Origin of the sequence: Bacillus sp. RHFS10, assembly GCF_016757475.1 — a bacterium.
GTDB lineage: Bacteria > Bacillota > Bacilli > Bacillales > Bacillaceae > Bacillus > Bacillus subtilis_G.
Genome location: NZ_JAESPO010000003.1, coordinates 280330 through 300294, shown reverse-complemented (window position 1 = coordinate 300294; position 19965 = coordinate 280330). Strand labels below are relative to the sequence as shown.

The window sequence follows — 19965 nt, the reverse complement described above, 5'->3', positions numbered from 1 at the left end:
TGTCGGGTTATTTACGGGGATCTGTTATATCCATCGGTCTCATCATGTCATAGTCTTCATGCTCAAGAATATGGCAATGCCATACGTATCGTCCGCTGTATGGCCCGAATGTTGCCGCGATTCTCAGGACTTCACCGGCGTGAGCTTGAATGGTGTCTTTCCAGCCCTTTTCACTTGGAGGCGGCGGAACAGCCGGGCCTGTATAGGACAATTCCCCGCTTTCTTGATAACGTGCGATATCAAATGGCCGGCGGTCTAATACACGGAAGGAGACCAGATGCAGGTGAATCGGATGTGTTCCGCGTGTCGGATTGATAATGGACCATATTTCAGTTGTGCCGGCTTTTGGTGCTTCTGTGACAGGGTCGTGCCACCGTTTGTTATTGAGAAGAAGGACCGGTCTGCCGTATTCGTCCTGGGTGCCTGCCAGTTTCAGTGTTCTGATGTTTTGGATTCTTTCATTCTGCACCGAAGGGTATGAGGCGAGGTACTTCGGCTTTCTGCTTTCATCTTTTTGTGCCAATGGTTTTGTGACTCTGAATTGCATGATATTCGCATCTGTTTCGGGATTGACGTCACCGCCGCAGCCTGCGCTGTTTGCCAAAATGATCGATTGTCCTTCATAGGCTGTGAAATCAATGATGATATCATAACGTTCGGCAGGTGCAAGACTGAAAGAGTTCAGTTTAGCAGAGCGCGGAAGAAGCCCGCCGTCTGAACCGATCTGAATAAATTCTCCGCCGTTATCGAGTGACAGATTATAGGTTCTCGTATTGGAGGCGTTGATGACGCGGAAGCGGTATTTCCTCGGTTCGACCTCCAAGTATGGCCAAACCTTCCCATTCACCAGTATGGTTTTTCCGCAAAAAGCCGGAACGATTGAAGGATTGGGAAGTGTCGGGGAAGGGTTTTCCGGTCCGTTTGGATAAAACAAAGAACCGTCCTCGTTGATCGTGCGGTCTGTGATAAGAAGCGGTATGTCGTATTCGCCGGAAGGCAGCTTTAAGCGTTTTTCCTTTGGATCGTGAATGAGATAAGCGCCGACGAGTCCGGCATAGACATTCAGCCTGGTAAGCGCCATGGCGTGATCGTGATACCACAAAATAGCACCGCGCTGCTGATTCGGATAATGATAAACCTCTCGTTTGAAATAAGGGCCTGTTTGCTCGAAGTTTTTGGAAAACCAAGCTTCCGGATACCCGTCACTATCATCTGGCGTGACGCCTCCGTGTAAATGTACAACAGTCTTTACTTCGGGCTCATCATGCTGGCTGTCGCTGTGATGAATCGTATGGTCAATCGGAAGGAAATGCGTTGAAGGAAGGTGATTCATCCATTTCACATAAACGTTCTCATTTCTTTTGACCTCAATGGTAGGTCCCGGAAATAAGCCGTTGTAGCCCCAAAGGCGGGTCGGGGGGAGATCGCGGTGGAGCTGGTGAGTGCATTCTTCCATAGTGACTTCGTAGTAAGTCTTTTCTTTTGTTTGCTGAACAGGCTTTAGTGTATCTGGGATAGGGAGAGCATCCGCAAATTTTTCAAGTATCATTTTTCATCTGTCCTTATCTAAATTTTCCATATTGGTATTATAGTTAATGACAATAAGGACGTGATGGTTACAAAAAAATGGCGTGCCGCTGCCTGCCCGAAGAAGAAATAACAAAATCCTAAACGGGAGTCCGTTTAGGATTTGATCAGCATTAAGGGAGGATGTCGGACTGCTGATGTGTGACAGACTTGGCTGCCGCTTTTTCGCTCACCTTGCGTTTTCTGAACACAAGATAAGAAATCAGAACGATTCCTGTGATGACGCCTGTCAGCAGCAGCTCGTCTCTCATGGAATCAATGAATGCCATAGATACTAAAATCCCGCAGATGGCGATAATGGTCACGTAGGTTAAGTATGGGAAGAGCCACATTTTAATCTTTAAAGCTTCAGGGTTCGTTTTTTCAAGTTTTTTACGCATTCTCAAATGGGAAACAGCGATGACGAGATAGACGAGCAGTGCAATTGCGCCTGATGAATTGACTAAAAATAAAAAGACGGTATCAGGAGAAAAGTAATTCATCACAACCGCGATATATGAGAAAAGTGTACCGGCAACAATCGCCTGTACGGGAGCACCTTTTTTGCTTAATTTCATAAAGCGGCGCGGTGCTTCGTTTCTTTCTGCAAGTGAATACAGCATTCTGGATGTGGTGTACAAACCTGAATTCAGGCAAGAGAGTACAGCGGTGAGGACGATAAAATTCATAATCTGCGCGGCAGCGGGAACACCGATATGCCCGAGCACAGCGACGAACGGACTTTCTAAAATATTGGCTGAATTCCAAGGCAAAAGCGCAACGACAACGGCAATAGAGCCGACGTAAAAGACAATGATGCGCCACACAACGGAACGCGTCGCTTTGGTCACGGATTCCAATGGATTGGATGTTTCTCCTGCGGCGATAGCAACGATTTCCGTTCCCATAAAGGAAAAAATAACGACGACAATGCCAAGCAATACGGAGCTGATGCCTTGCGGGAAAAATCCGCCTTGGCCCGTCAAGTTGGAGAGGCCCACTGGACTGCTTCCTGGTGCGAATCCAAAAATGAAAGCGAATCCAATAATTAAAAACAAAATAATCGTAACGACCTTAATAAGGGAGAACCAATATTCGAATTCACCGAATGATTTAACGGAATAAATGTTGGTCAGTGTGAGCAATACGGTCAAAATTAAGCTTGTGAGCCACAGAGGAATATCGTGGAACCAGTATTGAATGATGCCGGCTCCGGCAATTGCTTCAATCGCGATAACGACGACCCAGAAAAACCAATACAGCCAGCCGATTGCAAATCCGGCCCATGGCCCGATGGCGTCATGGGCGTATTGGGAAAACGATCCGCTCGTCGGGTTTACGGAAGACATTTCACCGAGCATTCTCATGATGAAAATAACCAGTAAGCCGGCTAGCGCGTAAGAAACGATAGCACCGGGACCGGTCGAGTGAATGACTGAACCGCTGCCTACAAATAGGCCGGCTCCGATCACGCCCGCGATCGAAATCATGGTCATATGGCGGGTCTTTAATTCTTTTTTTAATCCTGATTGAGACTGGTTCATAAATTACCTCCTTAAAGAATGAAACCATTACTGAATATTATGATAATTGAAACTCTATCATAAATATACAGTTTGTCGAAAATTCGTGTGAGAAAATATAACAGTTTATTTCAAATTTGTAGGTTTTTGTTTGTGGTGTTTTCAGGAGATAAGCTTGGATTAAAAGAAAAAATGTTTCGTTAATTATTCATTTTTGCAGCTAGCGTAATGTTTTAAAATATCGAAGATCGCAGAGGTATTGGCGGCATTGAATTTTAAGGGATTTTTAGAGGGGAAAGTAAATTGGTTTAGAGAAACAGTGTTCCGCCATAACTATTTTTCTGTGGCGAGTGAATCATGTTTCTGTAGACCCACTGCTATTCAGCTTTGTATCATTATAATAGGAATTCACGAGCGGAGAGGAGGTTTTGTATGGAGAGATACGATGAACTGAAAAAGGGAGAAGCCGGGGCTATTGTCAGCATTTCCGCGTATCTTGTCCTGTCCGGGATTAAGCTGATCATCGGTTATTTCTTTCACTCGGAAGCGCTTATGGCAGACGGGTTTAATAACACAACTGATATTATTGCTTCTGTTGCTGTGCTGATCGGCCTTCGCATCTCTCAAAAGCCTCCTGATGAAGATCATCCATACGGCCACTTTCGGGCGGAAACGATCGCATCACTTATCGCATCCTTTATTATGATGGTTGTCGGGCTGCAAGTGCTGTTCAGCGCCGGAGAATCTATTTTTTCTCCTAAACAAGAGACACCGGATATGATTGCGGCTTGGACGGCAGCAGGCGGGGCAGTCCTGATGCTTATGGTGTACCAGTACAATAAAAGGCTGGCCAAAAAGGTGAAGAGCCATGCGCTCCTTGCCGCGGCCGCTGATAATAAATCGGATGCGTTCGTCAGCGTCGGCACGTTTATCGGAATTGCGGCTGCGCAATTCCGCCTTGCTTGGATTGATACGGTCACGGCGTTTGTGATCGGTCTGCTCATTTGCAAAACGGCATGGGATATTTTCAAAGAATCATCTCACTCTTTGACAGATGGATTCGACGTAAAAGACATTTCAGCTTATAAACAGACAATCGAAAAGATTCCAGGTGTACGCCGTTTAAAAGATATTAAAGCGAGATACTTGGGCAGTACGGTCTACGTTGATGTGGTGGTTGAAGTATCCGCTGATTTAAATATTACGGAAAGCCACGATATTGCCAATGAAATTGAGCGGAGAATGAAGGAGGAGCATGCGATTGATTATTCACATGTTCATATGGAACCTTTAGAACGCAAATAATTGAGCTTCCTGTCATAGGAAGCTTTTTTGGTGTGATTTATTCTGCTTTATTGGAAACAATTTGCTAGAATCGTTTTTTTATACAGATCGCTTTTTGTGGTAAAGTTAGGTTACAATATGATGAATTTTGTAGATGACTAGGAGGAAAAGAATGGCATACCAAGAAGACCTGCATCCTTTGCTGGGGAAAGCAGTTGAACATATTAATAGAGTAATGGTGGGGAAACGAGACATCGCCGTACTCAGCTTAGCAGCCATTCTTGCCAAAGGGCATGTGCTGCTTGAGGATGTGCCCGGAGTCGGTAAAACGATGATGGTCCGCGCGCTGGCAAAGTCAATCGGCGCCGATTTCAAAAGAATTCAATTCACTCCGGATTTGCTGCCATCTGATGTCACAGGCGTGTCCATCTATAATGCGAAAACGATGGAATTTGAATACCGTCCCGGCCCGATTATGGGAAATATCGTGCTGGCCGATGAAATCAACCGTACCTCTCCGAAGACACAGTCTGCTTTGCTAGAAGCGATGGAAGAAGGAAGTGTAACGGTAGATGGCCATACGATGCCGCTTGCGGCTCCGTTTTTTGTCATGGCAACGCAAAACCCGTTCGAATATGAAGGGACGTACCCATTGCCGGAAGCCCAGCTTGACCGTTTTTTATTCAAACTTCGCATGGGTTATCCGACCTTTAATGAGGAGCTGGACGTCTTATCTCTTCAGGAAAAAAGCCATCCGATTGAGACGCTTGAGCCGGTTATTTCAAAAGAAGACTTCATCCGTTTGCAGCGGGAAGTGCAAAATGTCCGCGCCGATGACAGCATTAAAGAATACATTGTGGAAATCGTGCAGAAAACGAGACAGCATGCCTCTGTTCAATTAGGCGTCAGTCCGCGCGGATCAATCGCTCTCATGAAAGCGGCCCAAGCATATGCGCTGCTCCATCATCGCGACTATGTCATTCCGGATGATATTCAATATTTGGCTCCTTTCGCGCTTCCGCACCGGATGCTGCTGCAGCCAGAGGCGAAGTTTGAAGGAATCGAGGCAGACGCGATCGTACGGGAGATCATGTCCGTTGTGAAGGTACCGGTTCAAAGGTCGTCGATCCGCTGATGAAGAAGACGCAATGGCTGGTATATGGGTGGAAGCTGATTGTATTAACGCTATTGACGGCTGCTGTTTTTTCTTACGCGATGTTTCAAGGCGGCTTTGTCAGCTGGTTTTTGTTTTACGCGTTTCTCCCTTTTGTCGTGTATGCCGGGCTGCTGGCGTTGTATCCGCTCCGTTCTTTCCAGGCTTCACGGCAAATGGTTAAAACACAATTGCAAGCGGGGGACAGGCTGGGCGTGTCGATAACGCTGAGAAGGAAGCTGCCGTTTCCGCTGATGTATATGGTGATTGAAGATTGCCTGCCAGAAGGAATCGAGTCATTGAACCGAGACGAAGCCGCGGCCAAACGTCTCGTTTTCCCTTGGTTTAAACGGCGTATGACGATGTCGTATGAACTAGCTCGCGTACCGCGCGGAGAACATCATATTCATGCTGTCAGGGTGCGAACCGGGGACGTTCTCGGCTTGATTGAAAAAACAGCTTTTTATGAGCTGGATGATACCCTGTTTGTCTATCCATCCTTTCAGCGTCTTTCTTATCAGGTGAATGAGAGGCATCAGGAAGATGGTGTAAGCGGGTCTTCTCCGGTTCATCAGCACCATTCCGCAGTCGCAGCGAGTGTTCGGGATTACCAGCCGGGAGACCGGTTTGCCGCGTTAGACTGGAAGACTTCTGCACGGCGGAGCCAGCTGATGACGAAGGAATTTGAACCGTCTCGAAGCAAAAACCTGTTTCTTCTGATGGACCGTTTTTCCTCTGAAGCATTCGAAGAGGTCGTTACTGTGTCAGCTTCGATTCTTCATTCTGTTTTACAAAGCGGTGCGGGGGCAGGTTTGGCCTCAGTCGGAAAGGAAAAAACGCTTTTTCCTATTCAAGAAGGGGAGCAGCATTTTAAGCGCATGCTTCGGCATTTAGCCGTCGTTCATTGTGATGCGGCTGACCCGGTAAGCCGATATGTACGGGAGGAGCTGGGTAAGCCGTCTGTTCGCAAAGCTGATAAGGTGATCGTCACGGGGCAGTTCACGGAAGATTTGTTGAACTTAGCAGAAACCGGGGGAGGCCGGTTTACAGTGATCCTGGCAAAAGAGAAAGACGCTGAGCTTTCTCAAGCTGAAAATGTCATGGTCGAACGCATGATGAAACGCCAAATCAGAGTTCAGGTCATGAGGGGCGGACGAGTTTCGCGTGTTGTTTAGAAAGAGGGGTGACGGTGCACATGCCGCACGATGATCAGAAGGGAAGCCGTTTGAGCTTGCTGCTATTTTATTTTCTGGCGTTTTTATTGCTGTGGGAGTGGCTCAGACCGCTTGACCGTTTTACAGATACGAAACATACGGGCTTTTTTATTGTCTTTATCGGCTTGACGTTTCTACTGAGTTTTTTCAGAATGAGGTGGTTTGTCACCGTTCCTTTTTGTGTCTTATTTACGTTGATCTCGGTGCACATCCTGTTTTATCAAGGGTCCATATTTGATTTGAACTGGGTCAGCTCTTTTTTGCGGGATGTCTATTTGAATATCACGCTGATACAATCAGGGCAATGGAATGACATGATTCCTTCGTTTCGGACCCTGTTGTTTTTTGTGCTGTTGTGGCTGCTGGTCTATCTCCTTCATTATTGGGTGATTTACCAGAGAAGAATCTTATTTTTCTTTATGATGACAGTAGCGTATATTACGATTCTTGATACCTTTACGCCATATGATGCCACTTTTGCCGTCATCCGTATCGTGCTGATCGGCTTCTTTATGCTTGGCCTTTTATACTTAGAACGCATCAAGCTGATGGAAAGAATCGCATTGCCAAAAATATCTGTCCTGAAATGGTTTCTGCCGTTATCGGTATTCATTTTGGCTGCCGTGGGATTCGGACTTGCCGCTCCGAAATCAGATCCGGCTTGGCCTGATCCGGTGCCTTTTCTCAAAAAAATTACCAATCAAGAGCGTGTGCCGGCTGGTGAAAGCAAAATCGGATACGGGAACCATGACGAATCACTCGGCGGCCCGTTTCAGCAGGATGACACCCCTGTTTTTACTTGGCAGGGAAAAGAGCGTACGTATTTCCGTGTGGAAACGAAGGATACGTATACCGGGAAAGGTTGGATTGAAACAGACACAGGCATGTCATATCAGCTAAGCGGAGGGAAAGTTGAAAATCTATGGTTTGACCACAAGGTTGCGACAGAACGCAGCGCCGTCCGTGTCAAAGTTGATGAACACTACGGGTATAACCATGTGATGTATCCGATCGGTGCGAAAACCATACAGCCAAAGCAGGCTGTCTCGCTTGAAATGAACGGAAACACGGAACAAATTTCCCCGATCAGTGAACAAGCCGGTGAGATCAGAAATATGGGGAGCTATTCCGTAACGTACAATTCCCCGGTCTACAAGCTGGATGAGCTGAGAAAGGTGAAAGTGAGAAACAACAGTGAGGAATACACATTCAGCAACCGCTATATGCAGCTGCCGGATTCACTGCCTGAGCGGGTGAGAACCCTTGCGGCCAAGCTGACTCAGGATCATGATAATATGTTTGATAAGGTGAAAGCGGTTGAGGACTATTTAGGTTCAAATCAGTTCACATATGAAACCGAAAACGTGACCATCCCTAAGGATGATGGGGATTATGTCGATCAATTTCTGTTTGAAACAAAGATGGGCTACTGTGATAACTTTTCTTCCGCTATGGTGGTGCTCCTGCGTTCGGCCGGCATTCCGGCCCGCTGGGTCAAGGGGTATACATCAGGCGAATATAAAGAAGCGGGAAACAAAAACGGCAGCATCTACGAGGTGACAAATAACAACGCCCATTCCTGGGTAGAGGTGTATTTCCCAGAACAGGGCTGGGTCACATTTGAGCCGACTAAAGGGTTTACAAACCCGGCTGCATTTACTTCTTCTGACACAAAGGATTCCGGCAGCGAAAGCAGCAGCTCACCGGAGAAAACAAAAGAAGCGCAGAAAAAAGAGAAAAAACAGCCGGAAAAACAAAAGGAAAAACGGGAGACACCTGTTTCTAAAAAACCGTCCGCTTCACGTGAAAATGCCGGGGCGGGCTGGTATGGAGCGCTTGGGGTTCTTGCAGTCCTGCTCTTGGCAGCGGTCTTGCTGTATGTTTTCCGTTCGCTATGGATTCCTATTTTCGTTGTAAGAAAATTGAAGCGGCGCAGCGATCAGCACGTGTTTTTTGAGGCATATGGCGCGCTGCTGAAACAGCTGAAGAGAAGAGGCATTCCGAAACGAGACAGTGAAACGCTGCGTGACTATGCGAAACGAATCGATGGAAAATATAGCTCGGAAGACATGTCAAAGCTGACATCAAGCTATGAACGGGCGCTTTACAGAAATGAAGATTCGAAGGCGCTTTGGAATGAAACCAGAGAGTTATGGGAAAATTTAATTAAAAGAAGATGGTCTTGACCGCTTATCGACGTGTTGTTAGAATTAGTGAATATTATCGGAGTCTGGGAGCGAGTTACCGGACTCCGGCAAACGGCCTTGCCAAAGAGGGCGGATCGTGTTTCATATCTGTCCTCGTTTTTTTCTGTGTCAAAAAACTTAGAGGAGATTAGGTGACAACCATGACAAAGTTAGTGAATGAAATGATTCTTGTCCTTGATTTCGGCAGTCAGTATAACCAGCTGATTACACGCCGTATCCGTGAATTCGGTGTATACAGCGAGCTGCATCCCCATACATTGACGGCTGAAGAAATTAAAGAAATGAATCCGAAAGGAATTATTTTATCCGGCGGTCCAAACAGTGTGTATGATGAAAACTCTTTCCGCTGTGACGAGAAAATCTTCGAGCTTGATATTCCTGTTTTGGGAATTTGCTACGGCATGCAGTTGATGACTCATTACCTTGGCGGTAAAGTTGAAGCGGCAAGCCAGCGTGAATACGGAAAAGCAAACATCCACATCGAAGGCGCACCTGATTTGTTCAAAGATCTTCCGAACGAACAAGTGGTTTGGATGAGCCACGGCGATTTGGTTGTAGAAGTTCCTGAAGGCTTCACTGTTGACGCGACAAGCCATCACTGCCCGAATTCAGCGATGAGCAAAGCGGACAAAAAATGGTACGGCGTTCAGTTCCATCCGGAAGTGCGCCACTCTGAATACGGCAATGACCTTCTGAAAAACTTTGTATTCGGCGTTTGCGAATGTGAAGGCAAATGGTCAATGGAGAACTTTATCGAAATTGAAATGCAAAAAATCCGTGAAACGGTCGGAGATAAGCAGGTTCTTTGCGCGCTAAGCGGCGGCGTTGATTCCTCTGTTGTTGCTGTTTTGATTCATAAAGCGATCGGCGACCAGCTGACTTGTATCTTTGTAGACCATGGTCTTCTCCGTAAAGGCGAGGCTGAAGGGGTTATGAAAACATTCAGCGAAGGCTTTAACATGAACGTCATTAAAGTAGACGCACAAGACAGATTCTTAAATAAACTAAAAGGCGTTTCTGATCCTGAGCAAAAACGCAAAATCATCGGTAATGAATTCATTTACGTGTTCGATGATGAAGCGGACAAGCTCAAAGGCATCGACTATCTTGCACAAGGAACGCTTTACACTGATATCATCGAGAGCGGTACGGCAACGGCGCAAACGATCAAATCTCACCACAATGTCGGCGGGCTTCCAGAAGACATGCAGTTTGAACTGATCGAGCCGTTAAACACGCTCTTCAAAGACGAAGTGCGCGCGCTTGGCACAGAGCTCGGCATTCCCGATGACATCGTATGGCGCCAGCCTTTCCCAGGACCGGGACTCGGAATCCGTGTACTTGGCGAAGTAACAGAAGAAAAACTGGAAATCGTTCGTGAATCAGATGCGATTTTACGTGAAGAAGTTGCGAATCACGGATTAGAGCGTGATATTTGGCAATACTTCACTGTTCTTCCTGACATCCGCAGCGTTGGTGTTATGGGTGACGCGAGAACATATGATTACACAATCGGAATCCGCGCCGTTACTTCAATTGACGGCATGACATCTGACTGGGCGCGTATCCCGTGGGATGTGCTTGAAGTCATTTCGACACGTATCGTAAACGAAGTGAAGCACATTAACCGCGTGGTGTACGATATTACAAGTAAGCCGCCTGCGACGATTGAGTGGGAATAAGTAAATAGCTAATAGAAAAACGTCCCTTTTACAAAAGGGGCGTTTTTTTTGTGAACTTTTTGAAACCGTTTCGGCAGTTTTCCTATCTAACAACATAGGAGGTGGATAAGGTGAAGGAAGAAAGATTGATTACAAAGGCGAGAAAAGGAAATTCTCGAGCCTTTGAAAAGCTTATGCTGGCACATCAGGAGATGTTATATAAAACAGCCTATCTCTATTTAAGAAACAAAGAAGATGCACTTGATGCTGTACAGGAAACGGCTTATAAAGCCTTTATTCATATAGAAAAACTAAAAGAGCCAAAGTATTTTTTAACGTGGCTTACTCGAATACTGATTCATTCCATTTTCGCCATGAATAAAAAGAAAGGAGATTTGGTTCCGTTTGAGAAACAGCATGATACTGGCACTGATCAAGCCAATATCGAGGAATACATGGATTTGCGAAATGCGATTGATTCACTTGATGAACATGTTCAGCTCACGATTCAACTCTATTATTTTCAAGATTATTCGATTTCAATGATAGCTGAACAAACAGGAATGGCAGAAGGCACAATTAAAACACATTTACATAGAGCAAGAAAAGCTTTGAAACAGGAGCTGGAAAAGGAGGACCAAAACAAATGGACAAATACCAAGTAAAACAGATGTATGACGAAATAAAAGTGCCAAAGAAAGCACTCAAAAAGGCAATACATCAAGCTGTCGTTCGTGCTGAAAATGAAAGTAACAGCAGGCGCCGTTTTAAATGGGGACGAATCCTAACAAATGGTATCGCTGTTACTGCTGTGGTAGGTATACTGTATTTAACGTCCGGTCTTTTTCTGCCATCTGTAAACAAAGCGATGGGAAGCATACCCATTGTCGGCCAAATTTATAAGGATTTTCAAGATAAAGTTGGCCTATCATTGTTTAAAAGCAATTTGGTCACAGCTTTGAATGAAAAAGCAGAGTCTAGGGGAATCACTGTTTCTGTAAATAGCTCATATTACGATGCCGGACAGCTTGTCTATAACTTTACTGTGGATAACTTCCAGTCTGATGAAAAAGAGATCATGTATGATGTGGACGAAGCGAGTTATAACGACAAGTTTTCAATCAACTACGATTTCTTAATGCTTAAAAAATTAAATAACAAGCAATACGCAGGACAATTAAGGATTTATACAAATGGTACTGAAATAAAAAATGGGGATACTGTGCCTTTTGTGATTACTCATATCAATGAAATACAGGGGAATTGGAGATTTAATCTGCCTATTACCAAAAAGAATGCAAGTTATTTAGAAAGTTCAAAGGAGGTATCGGCTTATCATAATCGTTATCAATTTTCCAATATTCAAGTGGAAAACGGAAAACTTGGATCTGTCCTTCAATTTACAATAGATTATCAAGGCATAGCAAAGAATGATGAGGTTGAAATTAACGAGGTCAAAGATGATTTAGGAAACACATATGAGATGTCAGCGTCAAACATCGAACTTGGAGACCGCAAAAAAGTAAACGAGAGAACGGTAAGAGCAAAAGGCCAAACACAGTTAAAATCACCAATCAATCCAAAAGCGAAAAAGCTAACATTAATAGCAGATATTAGATTTGAGGCTGAGGGCAGTGAAATCGTTCCGCTAAATGCAGAGATGCCGTTTCGTGTTTCAGAAACAAACCATCAAAACATAGGGATTGAAATCAATAACATGAAACAAGAAGGGAGGAAAGTATTGGTTTATTACCGCTTCACTGGAGTTGATACTTCAAGTATGAACGAAGATGACTTAGTGAATATAGGTGAAATGATTGGCCTTGGTGATATGAAAAAAATGCAATCATGGCCTGATCCAATGGCTTATTATGAAGAAGGTTATTATTTGAAATGGAATAAAGCTGAAGTGAAAAATATGAACACAGCCGAAATGGTATCTACTTTTGAACTGGATGATGCCTATCTTGATAAGCTTTCTTTAAAGCATTTTGAGTTTAATAAATATGGTCTTTATATTGATAAAGGCGTTTTAAATGACCTGGTTCAACGAAAGCCATTCTCGTTTACTGTACCAGTGCATCAGGTGAGTCAGCCTGCCAAGATAAAATAAGCATAAGTTGAAAAACCGTATGAAGTCATACATACGGTTTTTATCATTGTTATCAATTTAGTCAATAGACGAATAAACCATTTTTTTGAATCGGTAATGTTCGTTTTTTATATTGTCATTTCAAAACGAACTTGGTACAATAGACACAGAAATCAAATAAGATAATTCGTATAATCGCGGGGATATGGCTCGCAAGTCTCTACCAAGCTACCGTAAATGGCTTGACTACGTAAACATTTCTTTCGTTTGATATAAATAAAACACGTTTATTTATACGAACTGAAATCCGTCTGTAGTCAAGCGTCCCAAAATGCATTGGGGCGTTTTTTATTTGGCGTTTTCAGGGCAGGATAAATAACAAAGAGTGAAGGGAGTCAAATAGCTTGAAAAAGTTTTTTCAGTTTGATGAGCTGGGCACCAGCTATCGCAATGAAATCATTGGCGGATTAACGACTTTTTTATCTATGGCATATATTCTGTTCGTCAATCCGATTACACTTGCTTTGGAGAGCGTGAAAGATTTTCCGGAAGCGCTGAGAATTGACCAAGGCGCGGTCTTTACAGCGACAGCGCTGGCGTCTGCGGCAGGCTGTATCTTAATGGGACTGATCGCGAGATATCCGATCGCCATCGCGCCAGGTATGGGGCTGAACGCGTTTTTTGCGTTTTCTGTCGTGCTCGGCATGGGCATTTCATGGCAGGCCGCTTTGTCTGGTGTTTTCATTTCAGGTCTTATCTTTGTTGCTCTTTCGTTAACAGGTTTTCGTGAAAAAATCATCAACGCCATTCCCCCAGAGCTGAAATTGGCAGTCGGCGCGGGTATCGGCCTGTTTATTACATTCGTTGGATTACAAGGTTCAGGAATTATTACATCCAACCCTTCCACACTCGTCACCATCGGAAACATTCACAGCGGTCCTGTGCTGTTAACGATTTTCGGTGTAATTGTAACGGTTATTTTAATGGTGCTTCGCGTTAACGCGGGCGTGTTTATCGGGATGCTGTTAACTGCGGTTGCCGGCATGATTTTCGGTTTGGTTCCGGTTCCGACTCAAATCATCGGCAGTGTGCCGAGCCTTGAGCCGACTTTCGGACAAGCGTGGCTTCATCTGCCGGATATTTTCTCCGTACAAATGCTGATCGTCATTTTAACGTTCTTGTTTGTCGGATTTTTTGATACAGCGGGTACACTGGTTGCTGTGGCAACTCAAGCTGGTTTAATGAAGGAAAACAAATTGCCGCGTGCGGGCCGTGCGCTTTTAGCTGATTCATCTTCGATTGTGATCGGCGCCATGCTCGGTACGTCTACCACAACTTCTTACGTGGAATCAAGCTCAGGCGTCGCTGCGGGTGCCCGCTCAGGATTTGCGGCAATTGTAACAGGTATTCTCTTTTTACTGGCTACGTTTTTCTCGCCGCTTCTATCAGTCGTTACCTCAAATGTAACGGCTCCGGCGCTGATCATTGTTGGTGCATTGATGGTGGCGCCGCTTGGCAAAATCGCTTGGGATAAGTTCGAGGTGGCCGTTCCCGCTTTCCTTACCATGATCATGATGCCGTTAACATACAGCATTGCAACTGGGATTGCCATCGGATTTATTTTCTATCCGATTACGATGGTGTGCAAAGGAAAAGCCAAAGAGGTTCATCCGATTATGTACGGGCTGTTTATCGTTTTTATCCTGTACTTTATCTTCTTAAAATAACGAATGAAACCAGCTGCCTTGGCAGCTGGTTTTTTTGTTGCAAAAGGTAAAACCATTTCATACGATATACCGTCATGTAGATGTGCCGCCATGCTTTACTTAAATGGAAATGACTTGACTGTTCAGGAAGGCTTCGGTACCTTATATAAGTGTTTTATTTTCTTATGGTATTCCGCCGTATTTTTTTGATAGGAGTTGCTGACATGACGGAAGAAAGAAAAGAAACGTTTGAAGAAGAAGTTAACCAGAGTGAAAGAATAGATACAGATGAAGAACCGCTATCGAGAATGTCCAGAAAGGCGAGCCGGCAAAGCAAGCAGAAGCAAAAACAAAAGCAGAAACCGCATCAGGAACGCGGTGGTGTATCCATTGCTAAAGACAAGCTTGCGTCTGTATGGGCAGCCATCAACAGATATTGCGGTTTTGCGTTCTCGATTTTAAAATCACCGGCGAAAACCGTCGTGGCGGATGGTTTTTCTCATTATAAGTATGGTTTGATTTCAATGCTTATATTCAGTATGATCTTTTCAATCGGGAACTGGTTTCAGTTAAAGGCCAGCTGGAATCGGCCGCTTGGTTTCGGAGAACGCCATCACGCTTTCTATGACGGATTTTTAATCGTTCTTGTCTATTTGCTTCTCTTTTTCGCGGTAATGGTCATAGCCGTATGGGCCGTCTCCCGCTATATGATGAAGCAGAAGGTGACGTTTAGAGAAGTGGCTGCGGGTTTGGGTTCATTGCTTGTACCGGTGATTGCTGTTTCAATTCTTTGGCTGATCTTTGCGATCGTGAATATCCCGATGCTGACAGTTCTTTTTACAGTGCTGATCTTGTTTTCGATCTTTTTTATGATGGCGCTGTATGTGCAGCGTCTGTATCAGGCGGCACAAGATGCACCGATTGATTATATCTATTGTGTATTTGCAGTAGTTGCGGTCGCGCTGCTGTTTGCGGCGGTGACTTGGCCGTTTATTTCTGAATATTTCACAGCGTCGCTGATTCCGCTTTAATGAAAAAACCGGCTGTTCATAGCCGGTTTTTTGATGTCACAATTTTTACAAATATATCTAAAAAACATAGTTGATTTGTAGGATTAATCCGTGTATGATGAGGAAAATGCTGTAAACGTCCAGCGTACAAACCTTTATATTTTGGAGGATGATGGACATGGCTGAAGTACTTCGCCGAGCGATTAATCAAAAGAAGCAATTTTTAAAAACCAAATTACTGCTCTCGGAATTTTATCAGGGAAGAGGGGAACAGCTTGCTGATTATACGCTGAGTGAGCTTGAGAAAGAATACAAATCCCTTCTGAAAATGAAAAAAGAGATCTGACAATATATGAGAAAAGGTGAGTCTGCTGAAAAGCGGGCTTTTTTGTTTTGATGTTGAAAAGGTAAGAAAGAGGGTAAACTACTACTGTTCAATCTGAAAAAGCGTGTCGAAATATTTTCCTTAGGCTTACGGCCTCAGTTGATTGTAAACGACGCGTTTCTCTAGTAGAATATGATTGCTTTATGCAAGATGAAGAGTAGGGGGATGAAATGAAATGATGCAAACCATCTTATCAAATGGAATAGCCATGGTTCTCATAATTCTCATTATTAATATTGTCTATGTGTCATTTTTTACGATAAGAATGATTTTAACGCTGAAAGGCCAGCGTTATTTAGCGGCCGGCATCAGTACGATTGAGATACTGGTTTATGTGACAGGATTGAGCCTGGTGCTCGATAACTTAGACCAGATTCAAAATGTGATTGCGTACGCGCTCGGTTACGGTCTTGGCGTCATTGTCGGCATGAAAATAGAAGAAAAATTGGCGCTTGGCTATATGATGGTCAATGTGATTACGAAGGAGCTTGATGTTGATCTTCCGAGGCAGCTCCGTGAAAAAGGCTACGGTGTGACAAACTGGGTGGTCGGCGGGCTTGAAGGCGACCGCACAGCCCTTCAGATTCTGACACCGAGAAAATATGAACTCCAGCTGTATGATACGATTAAGACAATTGATTCAAAAGCCTTTATTATTGCGTATGAACCAAAAACAATCCACGGCGGCTTCTGGGTCAAAGCGGTGAAGAAGAGGAGAATTAAAGAATAATGGCAAAGCCGAAGAAGAAAAAGTTTGAAGTGACAGAGCAGCAAACGATTGATGCTGTGCTTCAGCAAATGAAAGAAGAAGGGTATTTGCCTGTACGGCGAATGGAGGAGCCTGTTTTTATGGAGAAAAAGGAAAACGGGTCAATTCAGATCGTTCCATGCGGGAAAAAAATCGTATTTGAAGGGAAATTGATCTAAAACACGAACATTAGCAGAATGAATTTTTGTATCGTTCGATAATGTCGTTGACATTATCCATATCCGTTGTTAAGATAAACATGAAATCAAAACACGACCTCATATAATCTTGGGAATATGGCCCATAAGTTTCTACCCGGCAACCGTAAATTGCCGGACTATGCAGGAAAGTGATCGATAAAACTGACATGGATATATCGCAGAAGCGAACGACTGACGATACATGTACCATGCCCGGTTTGTATTGCTTCCTCATAAGTGCAATGCAGAGCGGGTATTTTTTATTTTCTGAAAACAAAAGCATGAGAAGGTGGGAACAGAATGCAGCCGCTAGTAGGAATCATCATGGGAAGCACTTCCGATTGGGAGACAATGAAAAACGCATGCGACATACTTGACGAACTTAATGTTCCGTACGAAAAGAAGGTCGTTTCCGCTCACCGGACGCCTGATTTCATGTTTGAATACGCTGAAACCGCGAGAGAAAGAGGCATCAAGGTGATTATCGCCGGTGCCGGAGGAGCGGCGCATCTGCCAGGGATGACGGCGGCGAAAACAACACTGCCGGTCATCGGAGTTCCGGTTCAGTCCAAGGCGCTGAACGGAATGGATTCTCTGCTTTCCATCGTCCAAATGCCCGGAGGCGTGCCTGTTGCGACAACAGCCATCGGCAAAGCAGGCGCTGTGAACGCAGGGCTGTTAGCGGCGCAAATTTTGTCAGCTTTTGACGAGGATCTTGCCCGTAAGCTGGATGAGAGAAGAGAAAATACTAAACAGACAGTGTTAGAAAGCAGTGATCAGCTTGTCTAAACAAATCATCTATCCAGGAGCAGTGATCGGCATTATCGGCGGCGGCCAGCTTGGAAAAATGATGGCTGTGTCCGCCAAACAAATGGGGTATAAAGTCGCGGTCGTGGATCCGGTTAAAGATTCGCCATGCGGGCAGGTTGCGGATATTGAAATTACCGCTCATTACAATGATCGTGAAGCGATTCGAAAATTGGCTGAAATCAGCGACATCATCACGTATGAGTTTGAAAACATCGATTATGATGCGCTGCATTGGCTAAAAGATCATGCCTATCTCCCGCAAGGAAGTGAACTGCTGCTCATTACCCAAAATCGTGAAACAGAGAAAAAAGCCATTCAAGCCGCGGGCTGTGAAGTTGCTCCGTACAGCATCGTCAAAACAAAAGATGGATTGAAACAGGCGGTACAGGAGCTTGGACTTCCCGCGGTGCTGAAAACATGCCGCGGCGGATACGATGGCAAAGGCCAATTTGTGATCAAGGAAGAGGCGCAAATTGAGCAGGCTGCCGCTCTATTAGAACACGGTACTTGCATTCTCGAAAGCTGGGTTTCTTTTAAAATGGAAATGTCGGTCATCGTCGTCAGATCGGTAAACGGCGAAATTTCAACATTTCCGGCAGCAGAAAACATTCACCACAACAATATCCTCTTCCAAAGCATCGTGCCTGCACGGGTGGAAAAAGCGATCCAGAGGAAGGCTGCTGATTTGGCCGTTAAGCTTGCAGATGAGCTTCACCTTGTCGGGCCCCTCGCTGTTGAAATGTTCCTGACAGAAGACGGCGAGCTTTTGGTCAATGAACTGGCGCCAAGACCGCATAATTCAGGGCATTATACGCTGGACCTTTGCGAAACCAGTCAGTTTGAACAGCATATCAGAGCGGTATGCGGCCTTCCGCTCGGTAAAACAGATTTGCTGAAGCCGGGCATGATGGTGAATCTACTCGGCGATGAAGTGAAGCTTGTTGAGGAAGAGCCGGAGCTTATAAAAGAAGCAAAGCTCTATATATACGGAAAACATGAAATCAAAAAAGGCCGCAAAATGGGGCATATTACATTTATGAAGCAGCCTGAAGACCAATGGATTCAGGAGATCACAAATAAATGGATGAATAGAGACGGAGGACAAGCAGAATGATCGAACGTTATTCAAGACCTGAAATGTCCGCAATTTGGACGGATGAAAACAGATTTCAAGCATGGCTGGAGGTTGAGATTCTTGCCTGTGAAGCGTGGGCGGAGCTTGGCGTCATTCCGAAAGAAGACGTAAAGGTCATGCGCGAGAACGCGTCATTTGACATCAACCGCATTTTAGAAATCGAACAGGATACCCGCCATGACGTTGTCGCTTTTACACGCGCCGTTTCCGAATCACTGGGCGAAGAAAGAAAATGGGTGCACTACGGCTTAACGTCAACTGACGTTGTGGATACCGCTCTTTCTTACTTATTAAAACAGGCAAACGATATTCTGCTCAAGGACCTTGAGAGATTTGTTGACATTATAAAAGAAAAAGCGAAAGAACATAAATACACAGTCATGATGGGGCGCACACACGGCGTACACGCTGAGCCTACAACATTCGGCTTAAAACTTGCGCTTTGGCATGAGGAAATGAAACGTAACCTTGAGCGTTTCAAACAAGCGAAAGAAGGCATCGAGGTTGGGAAGATTTCCGGCGCTGTCGGCACATATGCGAACATTGACCCATTTGTTGAGCAATATGTCTGTGAGAAGCTCGGATTGAAAGCAGCACCGATTTCAACCCAAACCCTTCAGCGCGACCGCCATGCTGACTATATGGCGACACTTGCTTTGATCGCGACAAGCATCGAGAAGTTCGCAGTGGAAATTCGCGGTCTGCAAAAGAGTGAAACACGCGAAGTTGAGGAATTTTTCGCGAAAGGGCAAAAGGGTTCATCTGCAATGCCGCACAAACGCAATCCGATCGGCTCTGAAAACATGACAGGTATTGCGCGCGTCATCCGCGGCTACATGATGACGGCTTACGAAAATGTTCCATTATGGCATGAGCGCGATATTTCTCATTCTTCAGCAGAACGGATTATTCTCCCGGATGCGACAATCGCGCTGAACTACATGCTGAACCGCTTCTCCAACATCGTGAAAAACTTAACGGTCTTCCCGGAAAACATGAAGCGCAACATGGACCGCACACTCGGCCTTATTTACTCTCAGCGTGTGCTGCTTGCTTTGATCGACACAGGCCTGACTCGTGAAGAAGCCTATGATACAGTACAGCCGAAAGCAATGGAAGCCTGGGAAAAACAAGTGCCGTTCCGTGAGCTTGTGGAAGCGGAAGAGAAAATCACGTCCCGTCTTTCTCCGGAAAAAATTGCTGACTGTTTTGATTACAACTACCATCTGAAAAATGTTGATCTGATCTTTGAACGTTTAGGTTTAGCATAG

The 19965-nt window shown here is 44.9% G+C and carries 17 protein-coding genes, 1 pseudogene and 2 riboswitches; of the genes and pseudogenes, 15 read left to right on the top strand and 3 right to left on the bottom strand.

Annotated features, from left to right (window positions below):
* Nucleotides 1-7: 7 nt before the first annotated feature.
* The 3 genes and pseudogenes from cotA to JMN17_RS22160 all read right to left on the bottom strand — a co-directional run.
* On the bottom strand, nt 8-1549 hold the full coding sequence (cotA, locus tag JMN17_RS13860) for an outer spore coat copper-dependent laccase CotA (RefSeq protein ID WP_087991330.1): 1542 nt from the start codon (nt 1547-1549) through the stop codon (nt 8-10).
* Between the two features lie 151 nt (nt 1550-1700).
* Nucleotides 1701-3110: a GABA permease gene (gabP, locus tag JMN17_RS13855; protein WP_087991331.1), complete on the bottom strand. Its 1410-nt coding sequence runs from the start codon at nt 3108-3110 to the stop codon at nt 1701-1703.
* Between the two features lie 37 nt (nt 3111-3147).
* Nucleotides 3148-3255 (bottom strand): annotated as a pseudogene (locus tag JMN17_RS22160) (hypothetical protein); the annotation flags it as partial.
* Nucleotides 3256-3521: 266 nt separating this feature from the next.
* Between JMN17_RS22160 and JMN17_RS13850 the strand changes: the two are divergent.
* The 15 genes from JMN17_RS13850 (at nt 3522) to purB (ending at nt 19965) form a co-directional block, all read left to right on the top strand.
* Nucleotides 3522-4394 (top strand): cation diffusion facilitator family transporter, encoded by an 873-nt coding sequence (locus tag JMN17_RS13850; RefSeq protein ID WP_202328351.1) that lies wholly within the window; start codon nt 3522-3524, stop codon nt 4392-4394.
* A 151-nt stretch (nt 4395-4545) separates the two neighbouring features.
* Nucleotides 4546-5508, top strand: coding sequence for an AAA family ATPase (locus JMN17_RS13845; RefSeq protein WP_087991333.1), 963 nt, complete (start codon nt 4546-4548; stop codon nt 5506-5508).
* Nucleotides 5505-6701: a DUF58 domain-containing protein gene (locus tag JMN17_RS13840; protein WP_202328408.1), complete on the top strand. Its 1197-nt coding sequence runs from the start codon at nt 5505-5507 to the stop codon at nt 6699-6701. Before JMN17_RS13845 ends, JMN17_RS13840 begins: the two co-directional genes overlap by 4 nt.
* 20 nt (nt 6702-6721) lie before the next feature.
* Entirely contained in the window at nt 6722-8926 is a 2205-nt protein-coding gene (locus JMN17_RS13835) for a DUF4129 domain-containing transglutaminase family protein (RefSeq protein ID WP_202328350.1), read from the top strand.
* A 161-nt stretch (nt 8927-9087) separates the two neighbouring features.
* A complete protein-coding gene (gene guaA / locus JMN17_RS13830; RefSeq protein ID WP_087991386.1) occupies nt 9088-10629 on the top strand; it encodes a glutamine-hydrolyzing GMP synthase in 1542 nt (513 codons plus the stop codon).
* Between the two features lie 110 nt (nt 10630-10739).
* Complete coding sequence (locus JMN17_RS13825) at nt 10740-11273, top strand: sigma-70 family RNA polymerase sigma factor (RefSeq protein ID WP_202328349.1); 534 nt, start codon at nt 10740-10742, stop codon at nt 11271-11273.
* Nucleotides 11255-12721, top strand: a complete 1467-nt coding sequence (locus JMN17_RS13820; protein WP_202328348.1) for a DUF4179 domain-containing protein — start codon at nt 11255-11257, stop codon at nt 12719-12721. Before JMN17_RS13825 ends, JMN17_RS13820 begins: the two co-directional genes overlap by 19 nt.
* Nucleotides 12722-12867: 146 nt before the next feature.
* Nucleotides 12868-12969: riboswitch (purine riboswitch) on the top strand.
* 135 nt (nt 12970-13104) lie between these two features.
* The gene (pbuG, locus tag JMN17_RS13815; RefSeq protein WP_087991336.1) at nt 13105-14427 is read left to right on the top strand and encodes a hypoxanthine/guanine permease PbuG; all 1323 of its coding nucleotides are present in this window, start codon (nt 13105-13107) and stop codon (nt 14425-14427) included.
* A gap of 203 nt (nt 14428-14630) precedes the next feature.
* Nucleotides 14631-15437, top strand: a complete 807-nt coding sequence (locus tag JMN17_RS13810; protein WP_202328347.1) for a hypothetical protein — start codon at nt 14631-14633, stop codon at nt 15435-15437.
* Between the two features lie 157 nt (nt 15438-15594).
* The gene (locus tag JMN17_RS13805; RefSeq protein WP_052245624.1) at nt 15595-15762 is read left to right on the top strand and encodes a Fur-regulated basic protein FbpA; all 168 of its coding nucleotides are present in this window, start codon (nt 15595-15597) and stop codon (nt 15760-15762) included.
* Between the two features lie 214 nt (nt 15763-15976).
* Nucleotides 15977-16531 (top strand): DUF2179 domain-containing protein, encoded by a 555-nt coding sequence (locus JMN17_RS13800; RefSeq protein ID WP_087991338.1) that lies wholly within the window; start codon nt 15977-15979, stop codon nt 16529-16531.
* Nucleotides 16531-16728, top strand: coding sequence for an NETI motif-containing protein (locus JMN17_RS13795; RefSeq protein WP_148963482.1), 198 nt, complete (start codon nt 16531-16533; stop codon nt 16726-16728). The genes JMN17_RS13800 and JMN17_RS13795 overlap by 1 nt, the downstream gene beginning before the upstream one ends.
* A gap of 79 nt (nt 16729-16807) precedes the next feature.
* Nucleotides 16808-16909, top strand: a riboswitch (purine riboswitch).
* Between the two features lie 140 nt (nt 16910-17049).
* Nucleotides 17050-17538 (top strand): 5-(carboxyamino)imidazole ribonucleotide mutase, encoded by a 489-nt coding sequence (purE, locus tag JMN17_RS13790; RefSeq protein ID WP_040083964.1) that lies wholly within the window; start codon nt 17050-17052, stop codon nt 17536-17538.
* Nucleotides 17531-18673, top strand: a complete 1143-nt coding sequence (gene purK / locus JMN17_RS13785) for a 5-(carboxyamino)imidazole ribonucleotide synthase (RefSeq protein ID WP_202328346.1) — start codon at nt 17531-17533, stop codon at nt 18671-18673. The genes purE and purK overlap by 8 nt, the downstream gene beginning before the upstream one ends.
* On the top strand, nt 18670-19965 hold the full coding sequence (purB, locus tag JMN17_RS13780; RefSeq protein ID WP_024715850.1) for an adenylosuccinate lyase: 1296 nt from the start codon (nt 18670-18672) through the stop codon (nt 19963-19965). The genes purK and purB overlap by 4 nt, the downstream gene beginning before the upstream one ends.

Excerpts from the sequence above, each read along its gene's own strand:
- cotA (WP_087991330.1), bottom strand. The coding sequence starts at position 1,549 with ATGATACTTGAAAAATTTGCGGATGCTCTCCCTATCCCAGATACACTA.
- JMN17_RS13795 (WP_148963482.1), top strand. The coding sequence starts at position 16,531 with ATGGCAAAGCCGAAGAAGAAAAAGTTTGAAGTGACAGAGCAGCAAACG.
- JMN17_RS13810 (WP_202328347.1), top strand. The coding sequence starts at position 14,631 with ATGACGGAAGAAAGAAAAGAAACGTTTGAAGAAGAAGTTAACCAGAGT.
- JMN17_RS13800 (WP_087991338.1), top strand. The coding sequence starts at position 15,977 with ATGATGCAAACCATCTTATCAAATGGAATAGCCATGGTTCTCATAATT.
- guaA (WP_087991386.1), top strand. The coding sequence starts at position 9,088 with ATGACAAAGTTAGTGAATGAAATGATTCTTGTCCTTGATTTCGGCAGT.
- JMN17_RS13805 (WP_052245624.1), top strand. The coding sequence starts at position 15,595 with ATGGCTGAAGTACTTCGCCGAGCGATTAATCAAAAGAAGCAATTTTTA.
- gabP (WP_087991331.1), bottom strand. The coding sequence starts at position 3,110 with ATGAACCAGTCTCAATCAGGATTAAAAAAAGAATTAAAGACCCGCCAT.
- JMN17_RS13850 (WP_202328351.1), top strand. The coding sequence starts at position 3,522 with ATGGAGAGATACGATGAACTGAAAAAGGGAGAAGCCGGGGCTATTGTC.
- JMN17_RS13820 (WP_202328348.1), top strand. The coding sequence starts at position 11,255 with ATGGACAAATACCAAGTAAAACAGATGTATGACGAAATAAAAGTGCCA.
- purE (WP_040083964.1), top strand. The coding sequence starts at position 17,050 with ATGCAGCCGCTAGTAGGAATCATCATGGGAAGCACTTCCGATTGGGAG.
- purB (WP_024715850.1), top strand. The coding sequence starts at position 18,670 with ATGATCGAACGTTATTCAAGACCTGAAATGTCCGCAATTTGGACGGAT.
- JMN17_RS13835 (WP_202328350.1), top strand. The coding sequence starts at position 6,722 with ATGCCGCACGATGATCAGAAGGGAAGCCGTTTGAGCTTGCTGCTATTT.
- JMN17_RS13845 (WP_087991333.1), top strand. The coding sequence starts at position 4,546 with ATGGCATACCAAGAAGACCTGCATCCTTTGCTGGGGAAAGCAGTTGAA.